Below are 19,808 nucleotides of genomic sequence, written 5' to 3'. Positions count from 1 at the left end.
CCTGTTGCCGCACCCATCCGCCTTCCGGCGTCGCGCAGCCTTGGGTGGTTGTCAAGCCGCGCAGCTCCCGGACCATTGGGCAGGGTGAGCTCAGGCCATCACGGCTGTGCTGCGCCGTGCCTTCCACAACAGCAGCCCGATCGCCAGTATGTTCAGCAAATTCCAGGCGATGCCGTTGAGGAACGCAGCCGCATAGGAGCCGGTCAAATCGTAGATCCAGCCCGACATCCAGCCGCCGATCGCCATGCCGAAGATCGTCGCCATCAAGACGATGCCGATACGCTGGCCAGCCTCTTTGGCCGGCATGTAGTCGCGCACGATGATCGCGTAGCAAGGCACGATACCGCCCTGCGACAGGCCGAACACCAGCGACACCACATAGAGCGAGGCAAGCCCGTCGAATGGGATGTAGAACAGCAGCGACAGGCATTGCAGCACCGAGCCGATCATCAGTGTCCACACCGCGCCGATGCGGTCGGCGAGAAAGCCCGATGCCAGCCGACTGACGACGCCGCCTGCCATCATGATCGACAGCATGTCGGCGCCATGTGCGACGCCGTAGCCAAGGTCCATGCAATAGGCGACGATATGCACTTGCGGCATCGACATCGCCACGCAGCAGCCGAGGCCGGCGACGACCAGCAGCACCTGCAACGCCGCCGGCGACAGCGGCATCGACTGCACCGGCCGGCTTCCGGGCGAACCGGCGGCAGCCGCAACTGGGGCACCGCGCCGCAGCATCAGCACCAGCGGCACCATAGTCACCAGACAGAAGATGCCGATGGCGGCATAAGTGAAGCGCCAGCCTTCCGCCTTTATCAGCGTCGGCATGATGGTCGGCCAGATCGCTCCGGCGAGGTAGTTTCCGGCGGCCGCCGCGGTCACCGCGACACCGCGCCGGCGGTTGAACCAGTGCGAGATATCGGCGATCAGCGGCCCGAAGATCACCGACGTGCCGATACCGATCAGCACTCCTTGGGCAAGCGTGAATTGCAGGATCGAGGTCGACAGCGCCGCGAGAAGCAGGCCGGCGGAAAGCGCAATCGAAGAGAGCAGCGCCGGGATCCAGTATCCCATCCGGTCGATGGCGCGGCCGACCAGCACGTTGCCGGCGGCAAAGCCGACCATGGTCGCAGTATAAGGCATGGACGCCGCTGCGCGGTCGACGCCGAACTCGGCCTGCACCGCGGGCAGCACGACGACGACTGCCCACATTCCGACGGCGCCGATCGTCGCCAGCAGCATCGAGATGGCAAGCCGCATCCAGGCATAGGAGCTGTCGATGCCGGGGCCGGGCTGGATGCTGTCGGTTCGGGTCAAGGCGTTTCCTGTCGGCGGTCTCGGAGATCGGCTGCCGTTTGCGCCACTATCGGCGCATTCTCGGGTCGCAGCAGCGCCACAGCTGGCAAATCCGTGGCTCCAGAGCCAGGGCGGAACCGATGCCGATGTGCGGAGTTTCCTGGCAGCCTACCCTGCAGAGGAGTCCTGCGATGACCGCCACCAGGAAAAAATGGTCGGCCGAGGTGACCGAGCACAGCGACGCGATGGATCTTGAGGATCACGTCTTCGAATCCGACGACGCCAGGAAGATCGCCGCCTCGCTCAAGCGATCCGCCGAACACAGCCACCGGCGCAAGGCCGAGCCGTTCCAGTCGGCCATGTCGATGCTGAACTTCTACATCAACCGCGCCGGCAAGAACTTGCCTGCCGCGCGCAAAAAAGTGCTTGAGGACGCCAAGGATGAACTGCGCAGCGCCTTCGGACGTGACAAGGATGATTAGCGGCGGCCGGCCCTACCGGGCGCGGATGACGCCGTCTGTGTTGGCGAGCAGTTTGCGCACTGCATTGCGCGCCGCGTCGGGGCGCTGCAGGCGGATGTTCTTCTCGATTGCCTCGTGCAGCTTCTGCGCGTGGTTGAGATCGTCGATCTCCCGCGTCGTATAGGCAAAGAGGTGATCGAAGGCGGATTCGATCAGTACGCCGAGCGGCACCAACAGGTCGTTGCCCGAAGCCCGCAGGATGGCAAGATGGAAGCGCGTGTCGGCGCGGGTCCGCTCCTGCAGGCTCGTCGCCTCTCCCATCTCCCGGCAGGCCAGGCTGATCTCGGCCATCTGCTCGTCGGTTCTTCGCATGGCGGCAAACGCGGTCGCTTCCGGCTCGATGATGTGGCGGAATTCCTGCACCGTCTTGAGGAACACTTCGCGATCCGGCGACGTCGCGTACCAGGCAAGCACATCGCGATCGAGCAGGTTCCAGCGTTCCTTCGGCTCGACCCAGCTGCCGATCTTGGGACGTGAGGCCAAAAGGCTCTTGGCCATCAGCATCTTGATCGCCTCGCGCACCGCCGAGCGGCTGACGCTGAAGGTCTCCGACCATTTCGCTTCATTGGGCAGGATGGTACCAGGCGGATAGTCGCCGCGCACGATCCTGAGGCCAATTTCGCTGGCCAGCGAGGCGTGGACGCTGGAGCCAGGAATACGGGCGGCGTCCGCCCGGCGAACGCCGCCCGGACGGTCCCCGGAGGCCGCTTTCCCCAACGATTTTTCCTTGTTCGGCTTCGCGTCCCGCATGGGTTCCAGAAAGTCCGTATTAAGCAGGCTGTCAAGCGCGGCAAGCGGCTTGCACCGCAAAGCCGCCCGCTGTGCACAGATCAGCTCGATTGCTTCGCGGATCAGTCCTGCTTGACGTATTTGCGCCAGCTATGCTCCGGGCGGAAGCCCAGCACGTCGCGCGCCTTGCGGTTCGACAGCAGCGTCTCGTATTCGCCGAGCTCGGCCTTCACCGGCACGCCGGGGTAGAACCGCTTCAGGAGTTCGGCAGTCGGCAGGTCGGATGAGGTGTCGTCATTGGCGGCGTTGATCACCTGATAGCCGAGGCCGTCCTTCTCGATGGCGCGCAGCGTGATCTGGCCAAGGTCGCGCGCGTCGACATAGCTCCAGGCGATGCGCTTGCGGAAACCCGGATCGGCGAACCATTTCGGAAACAGTGAATATTCGTGCGGCTCGATGACGTTGCCGATGCGCAGGGCATAAATGTCGGTGCCGTTGCGCTGGGCGAAGGCCCGCGCCGTCTTCTCGTTGACGACCTTGGACAAAGCATAGCTGTCCATCGGGTCGACGTCATACTCCTCGTCGAGCGGGAAATATTTGGGATCGCGCGGCTCGTTGGCGAACACAAGCCCATAAGTCGTCTCGCTGGAGGCGATGATAATTTTGCGGATACCGAGCTTCACCGCCGCCTCGATGACATTGTAGGTGCCGAGCGCATTGATGCGGAACACCTCGTTGTCGGTGGTGATCATGATGCGCGGGATGGCGGCGAAATGCACCACCGCATCGACCGGCTGCGGGCGCAGCGAGGGGTCGAATTCATGCAGGCCCATATAGCTCGACAGCGCGTTGAACACCTGCCCGCTGTCGGTGATGTCGGTGATCAGCGTGCGCACCTTGGGATTGTCGAGCGGCCTGGTGTCGATGTTGAGCACCTGACAGCCTTGCTCGACCAGATACTGGACGACATGGCGTCCGGCCTTGCCGCTGCCGCCGGTGAACATGATCCGTTTTGTCATTTTGCTCTCCACATCCTCAGGGATTTATGTGTATTGTCAGACAATATCGCCATCTGCAACCACCCTCGCCTGCAAAACGGCAGCGCCTGACATCAATCATTGGAACAGGACTTGAAGACATGAACACGACTGCCGCGCGCGAAAAGATCGGCTTCATCGGGCTTGGCCTGATGGGCCACGGGATCGCCAAGAACATCGTCGACAAGGGCTACAGTCTGACCTTCCTCGGCCGCAAGAACCGCAAACCGGCGGAAGACCTGCTTGGCCGCGGCGCCACGGAAGCATCGACCTCGCGCGATGTGGCGGCGGCATCTGATATCGTCTTCATCTGCGTCACCGGTTCGCGCGAGGTCGAAGCCATCATTCGCGGCCCCGGCGGCCTCAAGGAGGGCTTGAAAAAGGGCTCGGTCGTCGTCGACTGCTCGACCTCCGATCCGGTCTCGACGGTGGCGCTGGCAGCGGAACTTAAGGCGCTCGGCATCGATTTTGTCGACGCGCCGCTCAGCCGCACGCCGAAGGAAGCCTGGGAAGGCACGCTCGACGCCATGGTCGGCGCGCCGGACGCCCTTTTTGCCAGGGTGAAACCGGTGATCGAAACCTGGGCCGGCCGCATCGTCCATATCGGCGACACCGGCGATGGCCATCGCATGAAGCTGCTCAACAATTTCATCTCGCTTGGCTACGCAGCGATATATTCCGAGGCACTGGCACTGGCTGAGAAGGTCGGCATCTCGCCGCCGCGCTTCGACAGCGTCATTCGCAATGGCCGCATGGATTGCGGCTTCTACCAGACCTTCATGCGCTGGACGCTGGAAGGTGACCGCGACGCGCACAAATTCACCATCGCCAATGCCTTCAAGGACCTGACCTATCTGGAATCGATGGCGGGTGCGGCCGGCATTGCCAACCCGCTCGGCAACGCCACCAAGAACTCCTTCGCCGGTGCCCATGCAACCGGCCCGGCCGAGCAATTCGTACCGATGCTGGCGACGCATATCGCTGGGGTGAACGGTGTCGACCTGATGCCGATGAAGGATGGCAAGAAACAGACCATTTAACCGATTGCCCAACGCCGGCGCCGATCACCGCCGCCACCGCCCTATCCCATCGTCGGTATCTGCAAGCAGCTTGTGCACGGCGTTGCGCGCAGCGGCTGGGCGCTGCAGGCGGATGTTCTTTTCGATCGCCTCATGCAGCTTCTGCGCCTGGCGCTGATCGGCGACCTGCTGTGTCGTGAATGCGAAGAGATGGTCGAGCGCCGATTCGATCAGCACGCCGAGCGGCACCAGAAGGTCGTTGCCGGAAGCGCGCAGGATGGCCAGATGAAAGCGCGTATCGGCGCGGATACGCTCCTGCAGGCTCAAGGCCTCGCCCATGTCGCGGCAGGCCTGGCTGATTTCCGCCATTTGCTCGTCGCTGCGCCGCATGGCGGCAAAGGCCGACGCTTCCGGCTCGATGATATGACGAAACTCCTGCACGGTTCGCAGGAACGCCTCGCGGTCGGGCGCCGTCGCGTACCAGGCCAGAACGTCGCGGTCGAGCAGGTTCCAGCGCTCCTTCGGCTCGACCCAACTGCCGATCTTGGGGCGTGAGGCCAACAGGCTTTTCGCCATCAGCATCTTGATGGCTTCGCGCACCGCCGAACGGCTGACATTGAAGATCTCGGCCCATTTGGACTCGTTGGGCAGGATGGTGCCGGGCGGATAGTCGCCACGCACGATCCGCAGGCCAATCTCGCCGGCCAACGAGACATGGACGCTCGCCCCCGCAAAATGCGCGGCACCAGCCTTCCGCATGACAGCCGGACCGTGGCTCGCTTGTGCCTTGGTTAGGTCGGTTCGCTTGCTTGACTTCTCGTCCGGCATCCACGTTCCAATGCGTCGACCGTCTGTCGTCCGGACTGGTCCGAACCGTACGGGCGCCGATCTCGTTGCCGAAAAATCCAGATCACGGGCGCGGCAAAGCCGGAGCCGATTGCCCCAACTATTGCGTCCGTTCGGGAATTACCGCTTCCGTTCAGGAATGACGGGGCGCCCGCAACCGGGCGCCCCGAAATCGAGAACCTACTTCTGGATGCAGGTGTCGACCGTATCCTTGGTGCACTCGTCGAGGCCGGTGAACACCGGATCGGCGACCGCCTTGCCTTCGATCAGGTCGATCATCACCGACGGTGCCTTGTAGCCCATTTCGAACGGCCGCTGGCCGACCAGAGCCGTTACAAGGCCGTCACGAGCGATCGCCACTTCGTCGCCGATCGTGTCGGCGGCGCCGATGACGAAGTCGTTGCTGGCGATCCGGTCCTTGAGCGGCCCGAACAGATCGCGGTAGGGCTGCGGCGCGCCGAACAGCGGCCAGCCGCCCATGATGCCGAAGGCGTCCAGCTTGGGGTTGGCGGCGAGGATGTCGGTCATCGCCTGCACGCCCTTGGCGCCATCGTCATTGGTGAACACCGGGCAGCCGGGAACTTCGGTCCAACCACCTTCACCCGCAAGTGCGGCAAGGCCTTCCTTGCCCGACAGTGCGTCACGCATGCCTTGCGCACGGCGCAGGATGTTGTCGGCTGCCGGGTTGCCTTCGATGGTGCAGATCGTGCCACCATTCGGCTTGCCCTTCTTGATGTACTCGCCGATCTTCTTGCCCATCAGGTAATTGTCGGTACCGAGATAGGTCTTGCGAAGACCTGCGTCTTCCTTGCTGAGATCGGCATCGACCGTCATGATCGGGATCGTCGGATTGGCGCTCTTGATCGTCTGCGCGATCAGCGGCGCGTTGGACGGCGAGATCGCCATCGCGACCGTGTCGGCCTTGCTCAGCATGTCCTGGACGATCTGCGCCTCGCCGGCCTCGTCCGAAGTCGACGCCGGACCGGTGTAGAAGCATTCATACTCCGAGCTGGCGTTTTCCTTGTTCCATTTCTCGCAGCCCTGGTGGATGGCCTCGAAGAACGGATTGTCGAGACCTTTCACGACAATGACGAGCTGTTTCTTGGCCAAAGCCGGCCCGGCACCCAACGCCATTGCGGCGACGGCGGCGAGCAAAAGTGTTTTCCTCATGTCAGTCCTCCCTTGAAACAAACGGACACGGCGTGCCCGCCATACAGATCGACCGGATGCGTGATGACCGAGGGTCGTTTCGCGAGCGCTCGTGTCGCCAGGACAGATCGATAAGCATTTCCAGATTCGGCTTCAGATCAACTCACACACAGGTGCCGCTTGATCTTGGGCCGTCAAACCTCCGCCGATTCCGGCCGGCGAACCGCCAGCGGAGATCGGCATAATCTCCTCCGACGCTTAGCTAATATCGGCTTGGCGCCAACGTCAATGCTATTTGTCCTACAAAACGGATTTTTAAAATAGTCCTGGCCCAATTCGTCCGACAATTGATTGACGTGCGCCGGCTTTTGCGTAAAAGAACGCTAACGCCGTCTTCGGGAGGAGCCGGGGAGAGCGAGGCCAAAGCAGCGTCGGCATCCACGCCGGGAACAGCAGCAGGTCGCAAATCACGGGGAGGCAAAGGCTGGTGGCGGTTCTCGAACTCACCAACATCTCAAGGCATTTCGGCGCCATCCAGGCCGTCAACGACGTGTCGCTGTCGATCGAGCCCGGACAGGTGGTCGGCCTCATGGGCGACAACGGCGCCGGCAAGTCGACGCTGGTCAAGATGATCGCCGGCAATTTCCGCCCGAGCCATGGCACCATGCACATGGACGGCAAGGAATTGATCCTGCACAAGCCGGCGGAAGCCCGCCAGCACGGCATCGAGATCGTCCACCAGGACCTTGCGCTCTGCAACAATCTGACCGCCGCCGCCAACGTCTATCTCGGCCGCGAGTTGCGGCGCGGCGTCGGGCCGTTCCGCATCCTCGACTATGCCTCGATGTACAAGCGTGCCGGCCAGCTCTTCGCCGAATTGAAGTCCGAGACCCGTCCGCGCGATCTCGTCAAGCAGATGTCGGGTGGCCAGCGCCAAGCGGTGGCGATCGCCCGCACCATGCTGTCGCAGGCCAAGATCGTGCTGATGGACGAACCGACGGCCGCTATCTCGGTGCGCCAGGTCGCCGAAGTGCTGAACCTGATCCGCCATTTGCGCGATCAAGGCATTGCCGTCGTGCTGATCAGTCACCGAATGCCTGACGTCTTCACCGTCGCCGACCGCGTCATAGTCATGCGGCGCGGCCGCAAGGTCGCCGACAAGACGATTGCGTCGAGCTCGCCCGAGGAAGTCACCGGGCTGATCACCGGCGCCATCGAACAGGTTTGATTTCAGCGAATTTCACCACGCACAGCAGATGAAGGTCGACGATGGCACTGACAATTGACCAGCCGATCGAACACAAGCAGCAATCCCTGCCGGCAAGAGTGTTTGCCAGCCAGACCTTCTGGGTGGTGATCGCCGTTATCCTCGCCTGCGTGTTCCTGTCGTTTGCCACCGACGCGTTTGCCACGTCGAAGAACCTCTACAACATCACCCGCAACATCACCTTCGTCGCCATTATCGCGCTCGGCATGACCTTCGTCATCATCACCGGCGGCATCGACCTCTCGGTCGGCTCGGTGCTGTGCCTGTCGTCGATGATTTTGGCCGTCACGATGCATGCCGGCTACTCGATCGAGGTCGGCATCCTGGCCTCGATCGCCACCGCGCTCGCCATTGGCGCCTTCAACGGCGTGCTGATCGCCTATCTCGGCTTTCCACCCTTTGTGGTGACGCTCGGCATGCTGTCGATCGCCCGCAGCCTAGCCATGGTCGCCTCCAACAACACGGTCGTCTTCCAGTTCGGGCCGGACCACGCCAAGCTTCTGTCATTGGGCGGCGGCGCCTGGGTGTTCGGCATCGCCAATCCGGTGCTTTACATGATCCTTCTGGCGCTGATCACCGGCTTTATCCTGCGTTGGACGAAGTTCGGCCGCCACATCTTCGCCATTGGCGGCAACGAGCACGCGGCAACGCTGACCGGCGTTCCGGTGCGCCAGATCAAGGTTGCCGTCTACATGATCTCGGCGCTGTCGGCCGGCATTGCCGGCATCATCCAGACCGGCTGGCTGGGTGCCGTCACCACCAATCTCGGCACCGGCATGGAGCTGCAGGTGATCGCCGCAACCGTCATTGGCGGCGCCAATCTGGCTGGCGGCGTCGGCACCGCCTTTGGCGCCATCGTCGGTGCGGCCCTGATCGAGGTGATCCGCAACAGTCTCGGTCTGCTCGGCATCAATGCCTTCTGGCAAGGTGTGTTCATCGGCGGCGCCATCCTGCTGGCGGTGCTGTTCGACCGCATCCGCAATTTCCGCCGCAGCGACTAGAACCATGATCCCGAAAAGTGGAAACCGGTTTTCAGGCAAGATCATGGTCAAACAAAAGACTGTTTGATGGCCAACTCCCTGTTCAGCCTCGAGGGGCGGGTGGCGCTGGTGACTGGCTCCGGTCAAGGCATCGGCTTTGCGCTGGCTCGGGGCCTCGCCGGACACGGTGCAAGCATAGTGCTGAACGGTCGCGACACCGCCAGGATCGACAGCGCCGTCGAAAAGCTGCGCGATGTCGGCTTCAAGGCGCACGCCTCGGTATTCGACGTCACCGATTTTCAGGCGGTCAACGCGGACATTGCCCGCATCGAGGCCGAGATCGGCGCCATCGACATCCTCATCAACAATGCCGGCGTGCAGTTCCGCGCTCCGCTCGAGGACTTTCCCGAGGAGCAGTGGGAGCGCCTGTTCAAGACCAATGTGTCGGGCGCCTTCCATGTCGGCAAGGCGGTCGCCCGCCACATGATCCCGCGCGGCAAGGGCAAGATCATCAACATCGGCTCGGTGCAGAGCGAGCTGGCAAGGCCGAACATCGCACCATACACCGCGACCAAAGGCGCGATCCGCAACCTGACAAGGGGTATGTGCGCCGACTGGGCGAGATACGGCCTGCAGATCAATGCGATCGCACCCGGCTATTTCCGCACCGAGATGAACCAGGCGCTGGTCGACAATCCGGAATTTTCCGCCTGGCTGGAAAAGCGCACGCCCGCCGGGCGCTGGGGCAATGTCGACGAGTTGATCGGCGCCGCCGTGTTCCTTGCCTCCGACGCATCGTCTTTCGTCAACGGCCATACGCTGTATGTCGATGGCGGCATGACGGCTTCGGTTTGAAGGGCGTTCTTCCCTTGTGGGAGAAGAGGAAACCTATCGCTCAGTCTGAAAATCCGGCCGCATCGGCCGTCATTGGCCCTCGCCGCCCCCGCGCGTCTTGACGCGGCCCCGAACTCCGCCGCACAATCCCTGTTGCAGGCGAAGGGAGGCCAGTCGTCTGCGGGAGGATATACCATGACGGAAGCGATCAGGCTCTACTGGGGCCGGTTCGGACATGTTTCTATCCTGAATGTCGCAAGCGACTTCGTCACTCATGCCCATGTCGAGGCCCATCTGATCATCTGGCTGGAAGGTACGGCCGGCGAAATGACCATCGGCCGCGAGACCGTCCGGCTTGGACCTGGAACGGCCGCCGGCATCAACTCCTTCCAGCCGCACAGCCATGTTCTGTCGCAAAACGGGACGCCCGGTCTGTTTCTCGCCTTCTACATCGATCCCGACTGGGCGCGGCGCCGCCGCGACCTGCCTTCGTCTGCGCCGCTGTTCTCACAAGCCGCGATCACGCTGGAACCGTGGCTGCATCAGGCCGCCGCCAATCTGCTCGACCACCTCAGCGACAATGAGAGCGTCGACGATATCGCCAACTACGAGATCGAGCGTTTCATCGATAGCGTGCTCGACGCCGCCGACGCCTCGGCGCCGCAGGAGGCCCGTGTCCGCATCAACACCATGCAGGATTTCCGTGTCCGCAAGGCAATCCAGCTGATGAAGGCCAATGTCTGCGAGCGCATCTGCTTCGACGACGTGGCGCGCAGCGTCGGCCTGTCGCGACCGCATTTCTTCGCTTTGTTCAAGGAACAGACCAATCTGACGCCCAATGTCTACTGGAATACGCTGCGCATGGAGGAAGCGGTGCGGCAGCTGCAATGGTCGCGGGAGCCGCTGATCTCGGTCGCCTGCAATCTCGGCTTCACCACGCAGGGCAATTTCTCGCGCTTTTTCCGCGACCATGTCGGCGTGCCGCCGACGCTCTACCGCGAGGCCGCGCGGGCGATTGCCTGAACCTGTCCTCGTTTAGTCAAGGTCGACTGTTTTTCAGACTCCTTGATACACGCTCAAGACGCATTGATAAGCGTCGCTGAAATGGCCGCCCTACCCTTGCACCGGATCGCTTTTGCAAGGGAACATTTGAATGGCCAAAGTCACCATATCCAGCGTCATCGACGCGCCGGTCGAAAAGGTCTGGGCGCGCATACGCGACTTCAACGGGCTGCCGGGCTGGCATCCGCGCATGGTGGAAAGCCACATTGAAGACGGCAAGGATGCCACCACGATCGGCTGCGTGCGCAATTTCCAGCTCGCCAGCGGCCCCCGCCTGCGCGAAAAGCTGCTCGATTTTTCCGATCAGAATTTCCTCGTCAGCTACTCCATCCTGGAGACGCCGCAGCCGCTGACCAATCACAAGGCGACGCTGCAGTTGCGGCGCGTGACCGATGGCGACCGCACCTACGCCGAATGGACCGCCAGCTTCGACGCCGCGCCCGAGGAGGCAGACAAGCTGGCCGAGGGCATGGGCGCCAATGTCTTTCAGGGCGGCTTCAACGCTCTGAAAAGCCATTTCGCCGGCCAGAGCTGACAGGAGCCAAACCATGGCGCTGGCACTGCAGACCTTTGCAACGGTGAAAGACGCGAACGCGGCACTGAAAGCCCAGGGCACACGCTATCTCGGCGGCGGCACGCTGGTCGTCCGCGCGGCCAATGAGGGCGATGTCTCGGTTTCCGGCCTTGTCAGGTCGACCGAGCCGTCTTTGTCCACCATCGCCGTTGCCGGTGGAAAAGCCCGTGTCGGCGCTTCGGTGACGATGGCGGCGATCGCCGGCCATCCGGAGCTCGGCACGCTCGCCAAGGCCGCCCGCGCCGTCGGTGGCCCGGCCATCCGCAACATGGCGACCGTCGGCGGCAATCTTTTTGCCCCGGCCCCCTATGGCGATTTCGCTGTTGCCCTGCTGGCGCTCGATGCCATGGTCGGCACCGATGGCGGCGAAACGCCTATCGAGACTTTTCTGGCCAATCGGGACGGCAGCCGTGCCGTCGTCACTTCCGTGAGCTTCACGCTTCCGAAGGCCGACAGTTTCCGCTTCCTGAAAGTGTCGAGGGTCAAGCCCAAGGGCGTCTCGGTGCTCAGCATAGCCGGTGCTCTGGAACTGTCGTCGGATGGCACCGTGACCTCGGCGCGGATCGCGCTCGGCTGCATGGCGGATCGGCCAATGCGCGCCAGGGCGGCGGAAAAAGCGCTGATCGGCCGAAAGCTGACCGCTGACGGCATCGCGCCGGCCTTGGCCGCGGCCGGTGATGGCACCTCGCCCATCACCGACCCGATCGCCAGCGCCTGGTATCGCGCCGAAGTCTTGCCGGTTCATCTCGGCCGGTTGCTGCTCGCATAATATTTCGTTCGGGGGCGCGCGTCTGTCCGCCGGTTCGGGCAGGCGCGCTGGGAGGAAAACATGGCAAAGGTTCCGGTTCAATTCACGCTCAACGGCTCGGAAAAGGCCGAATTCATCGACAGCGGCACGACGCTGCTTCAGGCCCTGCGCGACAAGATCGGCGACACCTCACCGAAAGGCGGCTGCCATCAAGGGACCTGCGGCGCCTGTTCGGTCATCATAGACGGCGAACTCAGGCTCTCCTGCCTGACCTTGGCCGAGACCTGCGATGGCGCCGTCATCAGCACGACATCGGGACTTTCGGAAGCTGGCGTGCTGCACCCGCTGCAGCGCGCCTTCCTCGACACGTTCGCCACGCAATGCGGCTTCTGCACGCCGGGCATGATCATGGCGGCAAAGGTGCTGCTCGACCACACACCCAACCCCAGCCGCGACGAGGTGGTCGAGGCGCTGTCGGGAAACATCTGCCGCTGCACCGGTTACGAGCCGATCATCCAGGCGGTGCTGACCGCCGCCCGCGCCAATTCGCAGAACGCGGCCTGAGGGGTCCAAAGCAATGGAACTGCGCAAGAACTACTTCACTGATATCCGCAAGGACGATCTGAACGAGATCGGCCAGCCCCGGCCGCGCTCGGATTCGCCAGGCCATGTCACCGGCAAGACCGCCTTTTTCGCCGACCGCAATTTCCCTGGCATGCTGCACCTGAAGATGGTGCGCAGCCCGCATCACCATGCCCGCATCCGCTCGATCGACACCTCGGAAGCGGAAAAGCATCCGGGCGTGGTGAAGATTCTGACCGCCAAGGACGTGCCGCACAATGTCTACACCATCCTGATCCTGATCCAGGTCGGGCCGGAGGACGAGACGGTGCTTGCCGACGGCAAGGTGCGCTGGAAGGGCGAGGCCGTGGTGGCCGTGCTGGCCGAAACCGAGCGTGCCGCGCAGGAGGCCGCAGCCAAGGTCAAGGTCGACTATGAGGTGCTGCCGGCCGTCTTCGACATGGAAGAGGCGCTGAAGCCCGGCGCGCCCCTGGTCAACGAATATCACGGCCAGAATTATTACCTCTATGACAGCGGCGAGTGCCGCAAGGTGCGCTTCGGCGATGTCGAGGCGGGCTTCGCCGGCGCCGACCACATCCTGGAGGAGAGCTACCAGTCCTCGCCGATCGAGCACGCGCCGACCGAGACCACCGGCTGCGTGGTGGCACCCGAGGGCAATGACCGCTTCACCTGCTACACCAACACGCAGGCGATGTTCTTCACGCTCGACAACACCTCGATCATCCTGCAGATGCCGGGCAGCAAACTGCATTTCGTCGGCGGCACCGTCGGCGGCGGTTTTGGCGGCAAGGTCGACGTCATCGTCGAGCCCATCGCCATCCTCGGCGCAAAATTAACAGGACGACCAGTCTGTTTTATCTACAGCCGCGAGGAGGAGATGCAGATCTCGTCGCCGCGAGCGGCCGAAAAGGTCGTCATCAAGGACGGCGTCATGAAGGACGGCCGCATCGTCGCGCGCAAGGTCACCGGCTATACCGACGCCGGCGCCTATTCGCGCCACTCGCCCTATGGCGCGCAGAAGGGCGCGGGGCACTATCCCGGCCCCTACACCATCCCAAACGTCTGGATCGACACCTACTGCGTCTACACCAACCGCACGCCCTCCTCCGCCATGCGCGGCTTCGGCGTCACCATCGGCGACTTCGCGCTGGAGGTGCAGATGGACAAACTGGCGCGGCTGATCGGCATGGATCCGCTCGAATTCCGCTTCATCAACGCCTATCGCGACGGCGACATGAAGGCGCATCGCCAGCCGACCGAGGGCGCGGCGCTGATCGAATGCATGCAGGAAGCCTCGCGCGCAGCCAACTGGCCGGTGGCGGAGAAATACATGGCCATGTCGTCTTACGTGAAGGGAGCTTGAGATGGCGATCAGGCGTGGACGCGGCGTTGCCGCGATCAACTATCCCACCGGCATGAACCTCGGCGGCGACCCGACGCAGGCGCTGGTGCATTCGACGCCGACCGGCAATTTCATGGTGACGCTTTCCAGCGTCGATCTCGGTCAGGGCATGAAGCAGATCATGGCGCAGATCTGCGCCGAGACGATCGGCGTGCCGACCGACCGTGTCGTCGTCGACACCGCCGACACCGACACCGGCCCGCACTGCATGGGCACATTCGCCTCGCGCGGCACCCACCGCGCCGGCAACGCCGTCATCCAGGCGGCAAGGGAAGCGCGCCAGGTGATGCTGGAAGTGGCCGCCGAGGAGTTGGAGGTCAACGCCTCCGACCTCGAGACCGATGGACAGGGCAACATCCTGGTCAAAGGCGCACCGCAAAAGTCGATCTCGATCTTCGATGTCGCGCTGTCGGCGCATTTCAAGCGTGGCCGCTCGATCTCCGGCCGCGGCATGTTCCTGATCCCGCGCTCCTATCCCGAGAAGGAAACCGGCGCGATGAAGCCGTCGACCTGTTATGCCCATGCCTGCACGGTGGCCGAGGTCGAGGTCGACGACGAGACCGGCGAGGTTACCGTGCTGACGGTGAAGAACGTCTTCGAGATCGGCCGCGCGCTGAACCCAAAGATGGTCGAACAGCAGCTGGTTGGCGGCTCCTGGATGGGCATCAGCCATGCGCTCTATGAGACAACCGAGCCCTATTATCCCAACCGCGACCATGGCGGCACCGACTTCAACCAGTATCTGATGCCCGGCCCCGGCGATCTCGCCGAGACCGAGATCATCGTTCTGGAGCGGCCTTCGGCGGACGGACCATACGGCGCCAAGGGGCCGGGCGAAATGTGCGCCAACCCGCAGATCCCGGCCGTCGCCAATGCCGTCTTCGACGCCGTCGGCGTGCGCATCGACACTCTGCCGATCACGCCGGAGCGCATCCTGCGCGCGCTGAAGGCGCAAACGGCGAATTGAGGGCTGGAATGACAGGGACAAGCGCCGAGACTGTCGCGACCTCGCCGGAGGCGGTGGCGCAGCACCTGGCCGCCTCGCGCTACCTTGCCGACGAGAGCCTTTCGACCGCGATCTTCCTGGCAATCCGGCTGGGCAAGCCGCTGCTGCTCGAAGGCGCGCCGGGCGTAGGCAAGACGGAGGCGGCGAAGGCGATCGCCGCGCTGCTCGGCCGTGATCTGGTGCGGCTGCAATGCTATGAAGGCATCGATGCCGCGCATGCGCTCTACGAATGGAACTACCAGCGCCAACTGCTCGCCATCCGCCATGCCGGCGAGCATGAGATCGACATCTACGACGACCGTTTCCTGATCGCCCGGCCGCTGCTGCAGGTGCTGAAGGCGCCCGAGCAGCGCGTGCTGCTGGTCGACGAGATCGACCGCTCGGACCACGAATTCGAAGCGCTGCTTTTGGAATTCCTCTCCGACTTCCAGATCAGCATTCCCGAGCGCGGCACCATCCGCGCCACGGCACAGCCGATCGTCATCCTGACCTCGAACCGCACCCGGGAACTGGCCGAAGCACTGCGCCGCCGCTGCGTATACCACTGGATCGGCTATCCCGACGCCGAGCGCGAGGCCGCCATCATCATGCTGCGCGCCGGCGATGTAGCGCAAGCCACCGCACGCGCGGTGGCGGCGGCCGTGCAGACCATTCGCGCCCGCCCGCTCGCCAAGCCGCCCGGCATTGCCGAGGCGGTCGAATGGGCCAACGCCGCGACCATCCTGGAAAAAGGCGGCAGCCCGTGGCCGGAAGCCTTCCGCCGCGCCATCGGCGTGCTGATCAAGGACGAGGAGGATCTCTCCTACATCGAGCCCGAGCTTGGCCGGATTGTCGAGGAGGCGCTGGCGTGAGCCGAGACCTCAACGGCACGTTCTCCCCGTTCATTCCGCAACGCTGGCGGGACAGCACCCCCTTCTGTCCTGCCGGACATCTCCCCCTCAAGGGGGGAGATTGGCTGTCATTCCGGCTTTCGACAATCTCCAGCGTCGCAGAACGGAGCGAAGCATCGAAGCTGCTGATCTCCCCCCTTGCGGGGGAGATGTCCGGCAGGACAGAGGGGGGCGCCACGCAATGATGCGGGAAACAAGCTTACCCCGCGCGGCAGCGCCCTTGCTCAGCTTCGGTCGGCTGCTGCGCCGCTACGGCTTCGCCATAGCGCCCGAGCAGGTCTCCAGCTTCATGCAGGCCGTGACATTGCTCGGGCCGCGCTCGATGGCAGACATCCGCGAGGCGGCGCTCGCGACGCTGGCGCCGCCGCCCGACCGCCACGACGAATTCGAAGCGCATTTCCAGAGCCACTTTTATGGCAACACATCCGCCGTGGTGGAAGGCGACGCCGACGAGGAAACCCGCATCAAGGATGATGGCGGCGCCGACGACGAACGGATCGAAGCCGAACAAACCCAAGAGGGCGGCGAGCTGTCCTCGGCACTGGAGCAGTTGAGCAGCCGCGCCTTCCAGCGTGACGATGACGGCCTTGCCGCTTTCCGCCGCAAGCTCGCATCCGCCCTGCCCGCCCGCCGTTCCTTCCGCACCGTACGCACCCACTCGCGCGGAAAGCTCGATCTGCGCCGGTCGCTCAGGGAAATCGTCAGTGCCGATGGCGACGTCCCCTCGCCGCTGCTGCGCCGCCGCCAGACCGTGCCGCGCAAGCTGCTGCTCTTGATCGACGTTTCCGGCTCGATGAAGCTGCACACCGCGGACTATCTCAAGCTGGCACATGCGGCCGTGCAAGGTGCCGACCGCGCCGAAATCTTCACCTTCGGCACGCGGCTGACCCGCGTCACCGGGGCATTGCGCATCCGCGACCGCGGCCAGGCGCTGGCGCGCGCCGCGGCCCAGGTCGACGATTGGGACGGCGGCACCCGCATGGGACCGACGCTGCTCGCCTTCCTATCGGTGCCGCGCTTCTCGTCGTTTGCACGCGGTGCCACGGTCGTGATCCTGTCCGACGCGCTGGAGCGCGGCGATCATGGCGAGTTGGAGACAGCTATGCGACGGCTGAGCGCCCGCGCTTTCCGGCTGTCGCTGGCCACACCGCTAGCCGGCGACCCGCGCTTCCGGCCGGCAACGGCTGCACTTCGTGCCATCCTGCCGGTACTGGACGACCTCGTCGACGGCTCGTCGGTGAAAAGCCTCACCGATTTCATCCTGTCGCTCGCCCGCCCTGCTTCAGCGGCGGCGACAATCTGGAAGAGGGTTTCGTGATGCAGAAAGCCATCGACGCGCATTTCCACATCTGGCGCCAAAAGGACCAGCCCTGGCTGGTCGGGCCGATGGTGCCGCGTATTTTTGGTCCCTACGAGTCGATCCGCCGCGACTATCCGATCGAGGAGTTTCTCGAAGACCACAAGGGGTCGGGCGTCGAGAAGGCCGTCTATGTCCAGACCAACTGGGCCAAGGAGGATTTCGAGAAGGAAGTCGCCTTCCTGCAGAAGACATCCGACGAAACCGGCTGGCCGCATGCCATCGTCGGCTACACCGACATGACCGTCGACGATATCAGGCCCCAGATCGATCGGCTGATGAAATACAAGCTGCTGCGCGGCGTGCGCATGCAACTGCACTGGCACGAAACGCCGGCCTTCCGTTTCGCCGCCTCGGCCGATCAGGTCATCGACCGCAAGGTGCGAGCGAATGTAGCGCGCCTGAAGGACTATGACCTGTCCTTCGATCTGCAGCTTTTCCCTGCTCAGATGAAGGACGGCCTGACGCTGGTCGGCGAAAACCCCGAAACGAATTTCATCCTCACCCACGCCGGCATGCTAACCGGCATGGAGCCGGAAACCACCGAAGCCTGGAAGACCGGCCTGCGCACGCTGTCGGCCGCACCCAATCTCTATGCCAAGCTCTCCGGCCTCGGCACCTTCGTCCACCGCAACGACCCGGCGCTGATCGCCTACATCGTCGACAACACGATCGAGATCCTGGGTGCCGACCATTTGATGTTCGGCTCGAACTTCCCGATCGAGAAGCTATGGACCAGCCACGCGGAGCTGATCAAGGCGCACCGCAATGCGGTGGCCAACCATGGCGCGGCGGCGGAGGCGGACATCTTCTGGAACACGGCGGAGAAGGTTTACCGGCCGGTGTGAAGGGGGGCTCCATCTCTCCTGACAGGGGGGTAGAAAATGATGATACTACGCAACTATGCCACTACCTCTCGGCGAGAGAATGACTTGGCTGTTGGTCAAGCTCCCCCTGCTTGGAGAAATCGCTCGAGGGCCGGAACCTTCTTGCTTCTCAAATACATCGAATAACACAGTTGTAGAATACCATTCATCTGAATAAATAGACTTATATACCACACCTGCTAGCAATACAGGTATAAGCGTGTTGTTGTTAATAGATGTAAATGAACTAATTTCCTCCTGTTCGAGTAGACAACCCCAGCGCTGTCCGAAGGGCCTACCTGGGAAAACAACGGCAGGACTAACGTTGCCGGTTTGTCGCTGAGTGACGAGGGAGTCGCGGTACTCGCTCAGTCTATTTTTGTCAGTAATATCAACAAAGCGAACTATTGTCGGCTGCATCCAGACTTCTATGGCCGGTGTTTTCCCGTAGTTCGTTGCAGCTACTGCAACCATAAACATCGCGCCGCCGTTACCAAATTGAACTCCATCGGTGAGCTCGACAGCGAGAGATAACCAAGGACGTTGTTCGATATTGGCGCTCTCGACGGCAATACGGTTAGTTTCTTTAGCTTGATCGACTGAAGCACGCGCATGATCGGCGCTATCGAAGGCTGCCCGGGTAGTCTTCCGCGCCTCATCTAAAGTAAACTTCACGAAGAAAATACCCATAGAAGTAAGAGCGATGCCGACAAGCGAAACGACAAGCATCCAAAACGCCCATCGTTCCATACCGCGTTGGGCTGCCAAGTCCTGCTCGCTGCGCTGCTCCGCGCGGAAAGCCGCTACCATCTGACCTACACACTCGGTCGGGGTAGTTCCCTGACTGTTCGCGCAGTCGTGTTCTATCCGCTGTCGAGTCAATTCGTCGGAATAGCTGGCATTGTCCTCGGCTTGGACCTGATCGCGGGCGGTATTTAGCGCGATGCTCCAGATCATGGCGACAATCAAGAATGCCAGTGTAAGGGCGAATATTGCCGTTACAATTGAATGGGATGTGCTCCGAAAGCCGCTAGACATTCAATAGAAAACACCGCCCTAAATTCACCCCAGAAAGCTTATTGCACACGCTGCTCCCCTTTCGTCAACACGAATTGCATTGAACTGGCAGTACAATCGCTCAACCCTTCACCTCAAACTGTGGATCGACCGGGATCTGCATCGCCGTCACCAGATGGTTGGTCTGCCCAGCCAATCCGATGATCGACACCAGCTCGCCATGCTGCGCATCGGTCATGCCTTTGGCGCGGGCCGCCGCCGTGTGCGAGTGGACGCAGTAAGAGCAGCCATTGGCGGTCGAGACAGCGATGTAGATCATCTCCTTTGTCAGCGGATCGATGGCGCTGTCGGCCACCATCACCACCTTCAACTGTTCCCAGATCCGCTTCAGCGAAGGAGGATCATTGGCCAGACCGCGCCAGAAATTGTTGACGAAATCGGATTTGCGCGTCGCACGGATGTCGTCGAACACGGCTTTTACGGCGGGGATCTTTTCGACCTCGGCATCGGTCAGGAGTCTTGTGGTGGCCATGGTGGTGGTCCTTTCGCTTCGATCGATGAACTGGTTCGTTGAATCAAGTTTCGAGCAAAGGCGGCTAACCAGCTTCTTTGACTCAGTTTTT

At 62.7% G+C, this 19,808-nt stretch carries 21 protein-coding genes; 14 read left to right on the top strand and 7 right to left on the bottom strand.

Annotation, left to right across the window (positions count from 1 at the left end; all coding sequences use genetic code 11):
* Positions 1-90: 90 nt before the first annotated feature.
* Positions 91-1,320 carry an MFS transporter gene (locus tag NKI21_RS15825; RefSeq protein ID WP_023813238.1) on the bottom strand — a complete coding sequence of 410 codons (1,230 nt, stop codon included), beginning with the start codon at positions 1,318-1,320 and terminating at the stop codon, positions 91-93.
* A 170-nt stretch (positions 1,321-1,490) separates the two neighbouring features.
* Between NKI21_RS15825 and NKI21_RS15820 the strand changes: the two genes are divergently transcribed.
* Positions 1,491-1,781, top strand: coding sequence for a DUF3175 domain-containing protein (locus tag NKI21_RS15820; protein WP_031213606.1), 291 nt, complete (start codon positions 1,491-1,493; stop codon positions 1,779-1,781).
* Positions 1,782-1,793: 12 nt separating this feature from the next.
* Here NKI21_RS15820 and NKI21_RS15815 read toward each other — a convergent pair whose 3' ends face one another.
* Together NKI21_RS15815 and NKI21_RS15810 are read right to left on the bottom strand one after the other, a co-directional pair.
* Positions 1,794-2,570, bottom strand: a complete 777-nt coding sequence (locus NKI21_RS15815) for a FadR/GntR family transcriptional regulator (RefSeq protein ID WP_023813240.1) — start codon at positions 2,568-2,570, stop codon at positions 1,794-1,796.
* Between the two features lie 101 nt (positions 2,571-2,671).
* Positions 2,672-3,568 carry an NAD-dependent epimerase/dehydratase family protein gene (locus tag NKI21_RS15810; protein WP_023813241.1) on the bottom strand — a complete coding sequence of 299 codons (897 nt, stop codon included), beginning with the start codon at positions 3,566-3,568 and terminating at the stop codon, positions 2,672-2,674.
* A gap of 119 nt (positions 3,569-3,687) precedes the next feature.
* On the opposite strand from NKI21_RS15810, the gene NKI21_RS15805 reads away from it, so the two are divergent.
* The gene (locus tag NKI21_RS15805) at positions 3,688-4,626 is read left to right on the top strand and encodes an NAD(P)-dependent oxidoreductase (protein ID WP_023813242.1); all 939 of its coding nucleotides are present in this window, start codon (positions 3,688-3,690) and stop codon (positions 4,624-4,626) included.
* 24 nt (positions 4,627-4,650) lie between these two features.
* On the opposite strand, the gene NKI21_RS15800 is transcribed toward NKI21_RS15805, so the two are convergent.
* Positions 4,651-5,433, bottom strand: a complete 783-nt coding sequence (locus NKI21_RS15800; protein WP_023813243.1) for a FadR/GntR family transcriptional regulator — start codon at positions 5,431-5,433, stop codon at positions 4,651-4,653.
* Between the two features lie 198 nt (positions 5,434-5,631).
* Positions 5,632-6,621, bottom strand: coding sequence for a sugar-binding protein (locus NKI21_RS15795; RefSeq protein WP_023813244.1), 990 nt, complete (start codon positions 6,619-6,621; stop codon positions 5,632-5,634).
* Between the two features lie 466 nt (positions 6,622-7,087).
* Here NKI21_RS15795 and NKI21_RS15790 point away from each other — a divergent pair, with 466 nt between their 5' ends.
* From NKI21_RS15790 to NKI21_RS15735, 12 genes are all read left to right on the top strand, one after another.
* Entirely contained in the window at positions 7,088-7,828 is a 741-nt protein-coding gene (locus NKI21_RS15790; protein ID WP_013530854.1) for an ATP-binding cassette domain-containing protein, read from the top strand.
* Positions 7,829-7,869: 41 nt separating this feature from the next.
* The gene (locus tag NKI21_RS15785; protein WP_023813245.1) at positions 7,870-8,868 is read left to right on the top strand and encodes an ABC transporter permease; all 999 of its coding nucleotides are present in this window, start codon (positions 7,870-7,872) and stop codon (positions 8,866-8,868) included.
* 66 nt (positions 8,869-8,934) lie between these two features.
* Positions 8,935-9,702, top strand: a complete 768-nt coding sequence (locus NKI21_RS15780; protein ID WP_023813246.1) for an SDR family oxidoreductase — start codon at positions 8,935-8,937, stop codon at positions 9,700-9,702.
* 174 nt (positions 9,703-9,876) lie between these two features.
* Positions 9,877-10,704, top strand: coding sequence for an AraC family transcriptional regulator (locus NKI21_RS15775; protein WP_127266791.1), 828 nt, complete (start codon positions 9,877-9,879; stop codon positions 10,702-10,704).
* Positions 10,705-10,834: 130 nt separating this feature from the next.
* Positions 10,835-11,278 (top strand): SRPBCC family protein, encoded by a 444-nt coding sequence (locus tag NKI21_RS15770; RefSeq protein WP_127295458.1) that lies wholly within the window; start codon positions 10,835-10,837, stop codon positions 11,276-11,278.
* A 13-nt stretch (positions 11,279-11,291) separates the two neighbouring features.
* A complete protein-coding gene (locus NKI21_RS15765) occupies positions 11,292-12,086 on the top strand; it encodes an FAD binding domain-containing protein (RefSeq protein ID WP_127295456.1) in 795 nt (264 codons plus the stop codon).
* Between the two features lie 60 nt (positions 12,087-12,146).
* Positions 12,147-12,629: a (2Fe-2S)-binding protein gene (locus tag NKI21_RS15760; RefSeq protein ID WP_127295454.1), complete on the top strand. Its 483-nt coding sequence runs from the start codon at positions 12,147-12,149 to the stop codon at positions 12,627-12,629.
* Between the two features lie 13 nt (positions 12,630-12,642).
* Complete coding sequence (locus tag NKI21_RS15755; RefSeq protein ID WP_127295452.1) at positions 12,643-14,010, top strand: xanthine dehydrogenase family protein molybdopterin-binding subunit; 1,368 nt, start codon at positions 12,643-12,645, stop codon at positions 14,008-14,010.
* Between the two features lies 1 nt (position 14,011).
* Positions 14,012-15,016 carry a xanthine dehydrogenase family protein molybdopterin-binding subunit gene (locus NKI21_RS15750; RefSeq protein ID WP_127295450.1) on the top strand — a complete coding sequence of 335 codons (1,005 nt, stop codon included), beginning with the start codon at positions 14,012-14,014 and terminating at the stop codon, positions 15,014-15,016.
* 8 nt (positions 15,017-15,024) lie between these two features.
* Positions 15,025-15,906 (top strand): AAA family ATPase, encoded by an 882-nt coding sequence (locus tag NKI21_RS15745; RefSeq protein ID WP_127295448.1) that lies wholly within the window; start codon positions 15,025-15,027, stop codon positions 15,904-15,906.
* A 220-nt stretch (positions 15,907-16,126) separates the two neighbouring features.
* The gene (locus NKI21_RS15740) at positions 16,127-17,263 is read left to right on the top strand and encodes a vWA domain-containing protein (protein WP_352441172.1); all 1,137 of its coding nucleotides are present in this window, start codon (positions 16,127-16,129) and stop codon (positions 17,261-17,263) included.
* Entirely contained in the window at positions 17,263-18,150 is an 888-nt protein-coding gene (locus NKI21_RS15735) for an amidohydrolase family protein (protein ID WP_352441173.1), read from the top strand. The genes NKI21_RS15740 and NKI21_RS15735 overlap by 1 nt, the downstream gene beginning before the upstream one ends.
* A gap of 45 nt (positions 18,151-18,195) precedes the next feature.
* Here the strand turns inward: NKI21_RS15735 and NKI21_RS15730 are convergent, their stop codons facing one another.
* A complete protein-coding gene (locus NKI21_RS15730) occupies positions 18,196-19,125 on the bottom strand; it encodes a hypothetical protein (RefSeq protein WP_352866229.1) in 930 nt (309 codons plus the stop codon).
* A 181-nt stretch (positions 19,126-19,306) separates the two neighbouring features.
* Positions 19,307-19,717 carry a carboxymuconolactone decarboxylase family protein gene (locus tag NKI21_RS15725; RefSeq protein ID WP_352441175.1) on the bottom strand — a complete coding sequence of 137 codons (411 nt, stop codon included), beginning with the start codon at positions 19,715-19,717 and terminating at the stop codon, positions 19,307-19,309.
* Positions 19,718-19,808: the final 91 nt, after the last annotated feature.

The organism is Mesorhizobium sp. M0715 (genome assembly GCF_040320355.1).
Lineage (GTDB): Bacteria > Pseudomonadota > Alphaproteobacteria > Rhizobiales > Rhizobiaceae > Mesorhizobium.
The sequence above is the reverse complement of the archived record's forward strand: the minus strand, read 5'-3'. Positions and strand labels throughout refer to the sequence as shown.

Bases quoted from the DNA above. Each gene is read 5' to 3' on its own strand.
- NKI21_RS15820 (WP_031213606.1), top strand. From the start codon at position 1,491: ATGACCGCCACCAGGAAAAAATGGTCGGCCGAGGTGACCGAGCACAGC.
- NKI21_RS15750 (WP_127295450.1), top strand. From the start codon at position 14,012: ATGGCGATCAGGCGTGGACGCGGCGTTGCCGCGATCAACTATCCCACC.
- NKI21_RS15770 (WP_127295458.1), top strand. From the start codon at position 10,835: ATGGCCAAAGTCACCATATCCAGCGTCATCGACGCGCCGGTCGAAAAG.
- NKI21_RS15760 (WP_127295454.1), top strand. From the start codon at position 12,147: ATGGCAAAGGTTCCGGTTCAATTCACGCTCAACGGCTCGGAAAAGGCC.
- NKI21_RS15740 (WP_352441172.1), top strand. From the start codon at position 16,127: ATGATGCGGGAAACAAGCTTACCCCGCGCGGCAGCGCCCTTGCTCAGC.
- NKI21_RS15730 (WP_352866229.1), bottom strand. From the start codon at position 19,125: ATGATCTGGAGCATCGCGCTAAATACCGCCCGCGATCAGGTCCAAGCC.
- NKI21_RS15735 (WP_352441173.1), top strand. From the start codon at position 17,263: ATGCAGAAAGCCATCGACGCGCATTTCCACATCTGGCGCCAAAAGGAC.
- NKI21_RS15775 (WP_127266791.1), top strand. From the start codon at position 9,877: ATGACGGAAGCGATCAGGCTCTACTGGGGCCGGTTCGGACATGTTTCT.
- NKI21_RS15725 (WP_352441175.1), bottom strand. From the start codon at position 19,717: ATGGCCACCACAAGACTCCTGACCGATGCCGAGGTCGAAAAGATCCCC.
- NKI21_RS15800 (WP_023813243.1), bottom strand. From the start codon at position 5,433: ATGCCGGACGAGAAGTCAAGCAAGCGAACCGACCTAACCAAGGCACAA.
- NKI21_RS15815 (WP_023813240.1), bottom strand. From the start codon at position 2,570: ATGCGGGACGCGAAGCCGAACAAGGAAAAATCGTTGGGGAAAGCGGCC.
- NKI21_RS15780 (WP_023813246.1), top strand. From the start codon at position 8,935: ATGGCCAACTCCCTGTTCAGCCTCGAGGGGCGGGTGGCGCTGGTGACT.
- NKI21_RS15810 (WP_023813241.1), bottom strand. From the start codon at position 3,568: ATGACAAAACGGATCATGTTCACCGGCGGCAGCGGCAAGGCCGGACGC.
- NKI21_RS15745 (WP_127295448.1), top strand. From the start codon at position 15,025: ATGACAGGGACAAGCGCCGAGACTGTCGCGACCTCGCCGGAGGCGGTG.
- NKI21_RS15785 (WP_023813245.1), top strand. From the start codon at position 7,870: ATGGCACTGACAATTGACCAGCCGATCGAACACAAGCAGCAATCCCTG.
- NKI21_RS15755 (WP_127295452.1), top strand. From the start codon at position 12,643: ATGGAACTGCGCAAGAACTACTTCACTGATATCCGCAAGGACGATCTG.
- NKI21_RS15795 (WP_023813244.1), bottom strand. From the start codon at position 6,621: ATGAGGAAAACACTTTTGCTCGCCGCCGTCGCCGCAATGGCGTTGGGT.
- NKI21_RS15805 (WP_023813242.1), top strand. From the start codon at position 3,688: ATGAACACGACTGCCGCGCGCGAAAAGATCGGCTTCATCGGGCTTGGC.
- NKI21_RS15765 (WP_127295456.1), top strand. From the start codon at position 11,292: ATGGCGCTGGCACTGCAGACCTTTGCAACGGTGAAAGACGCGAACGCG.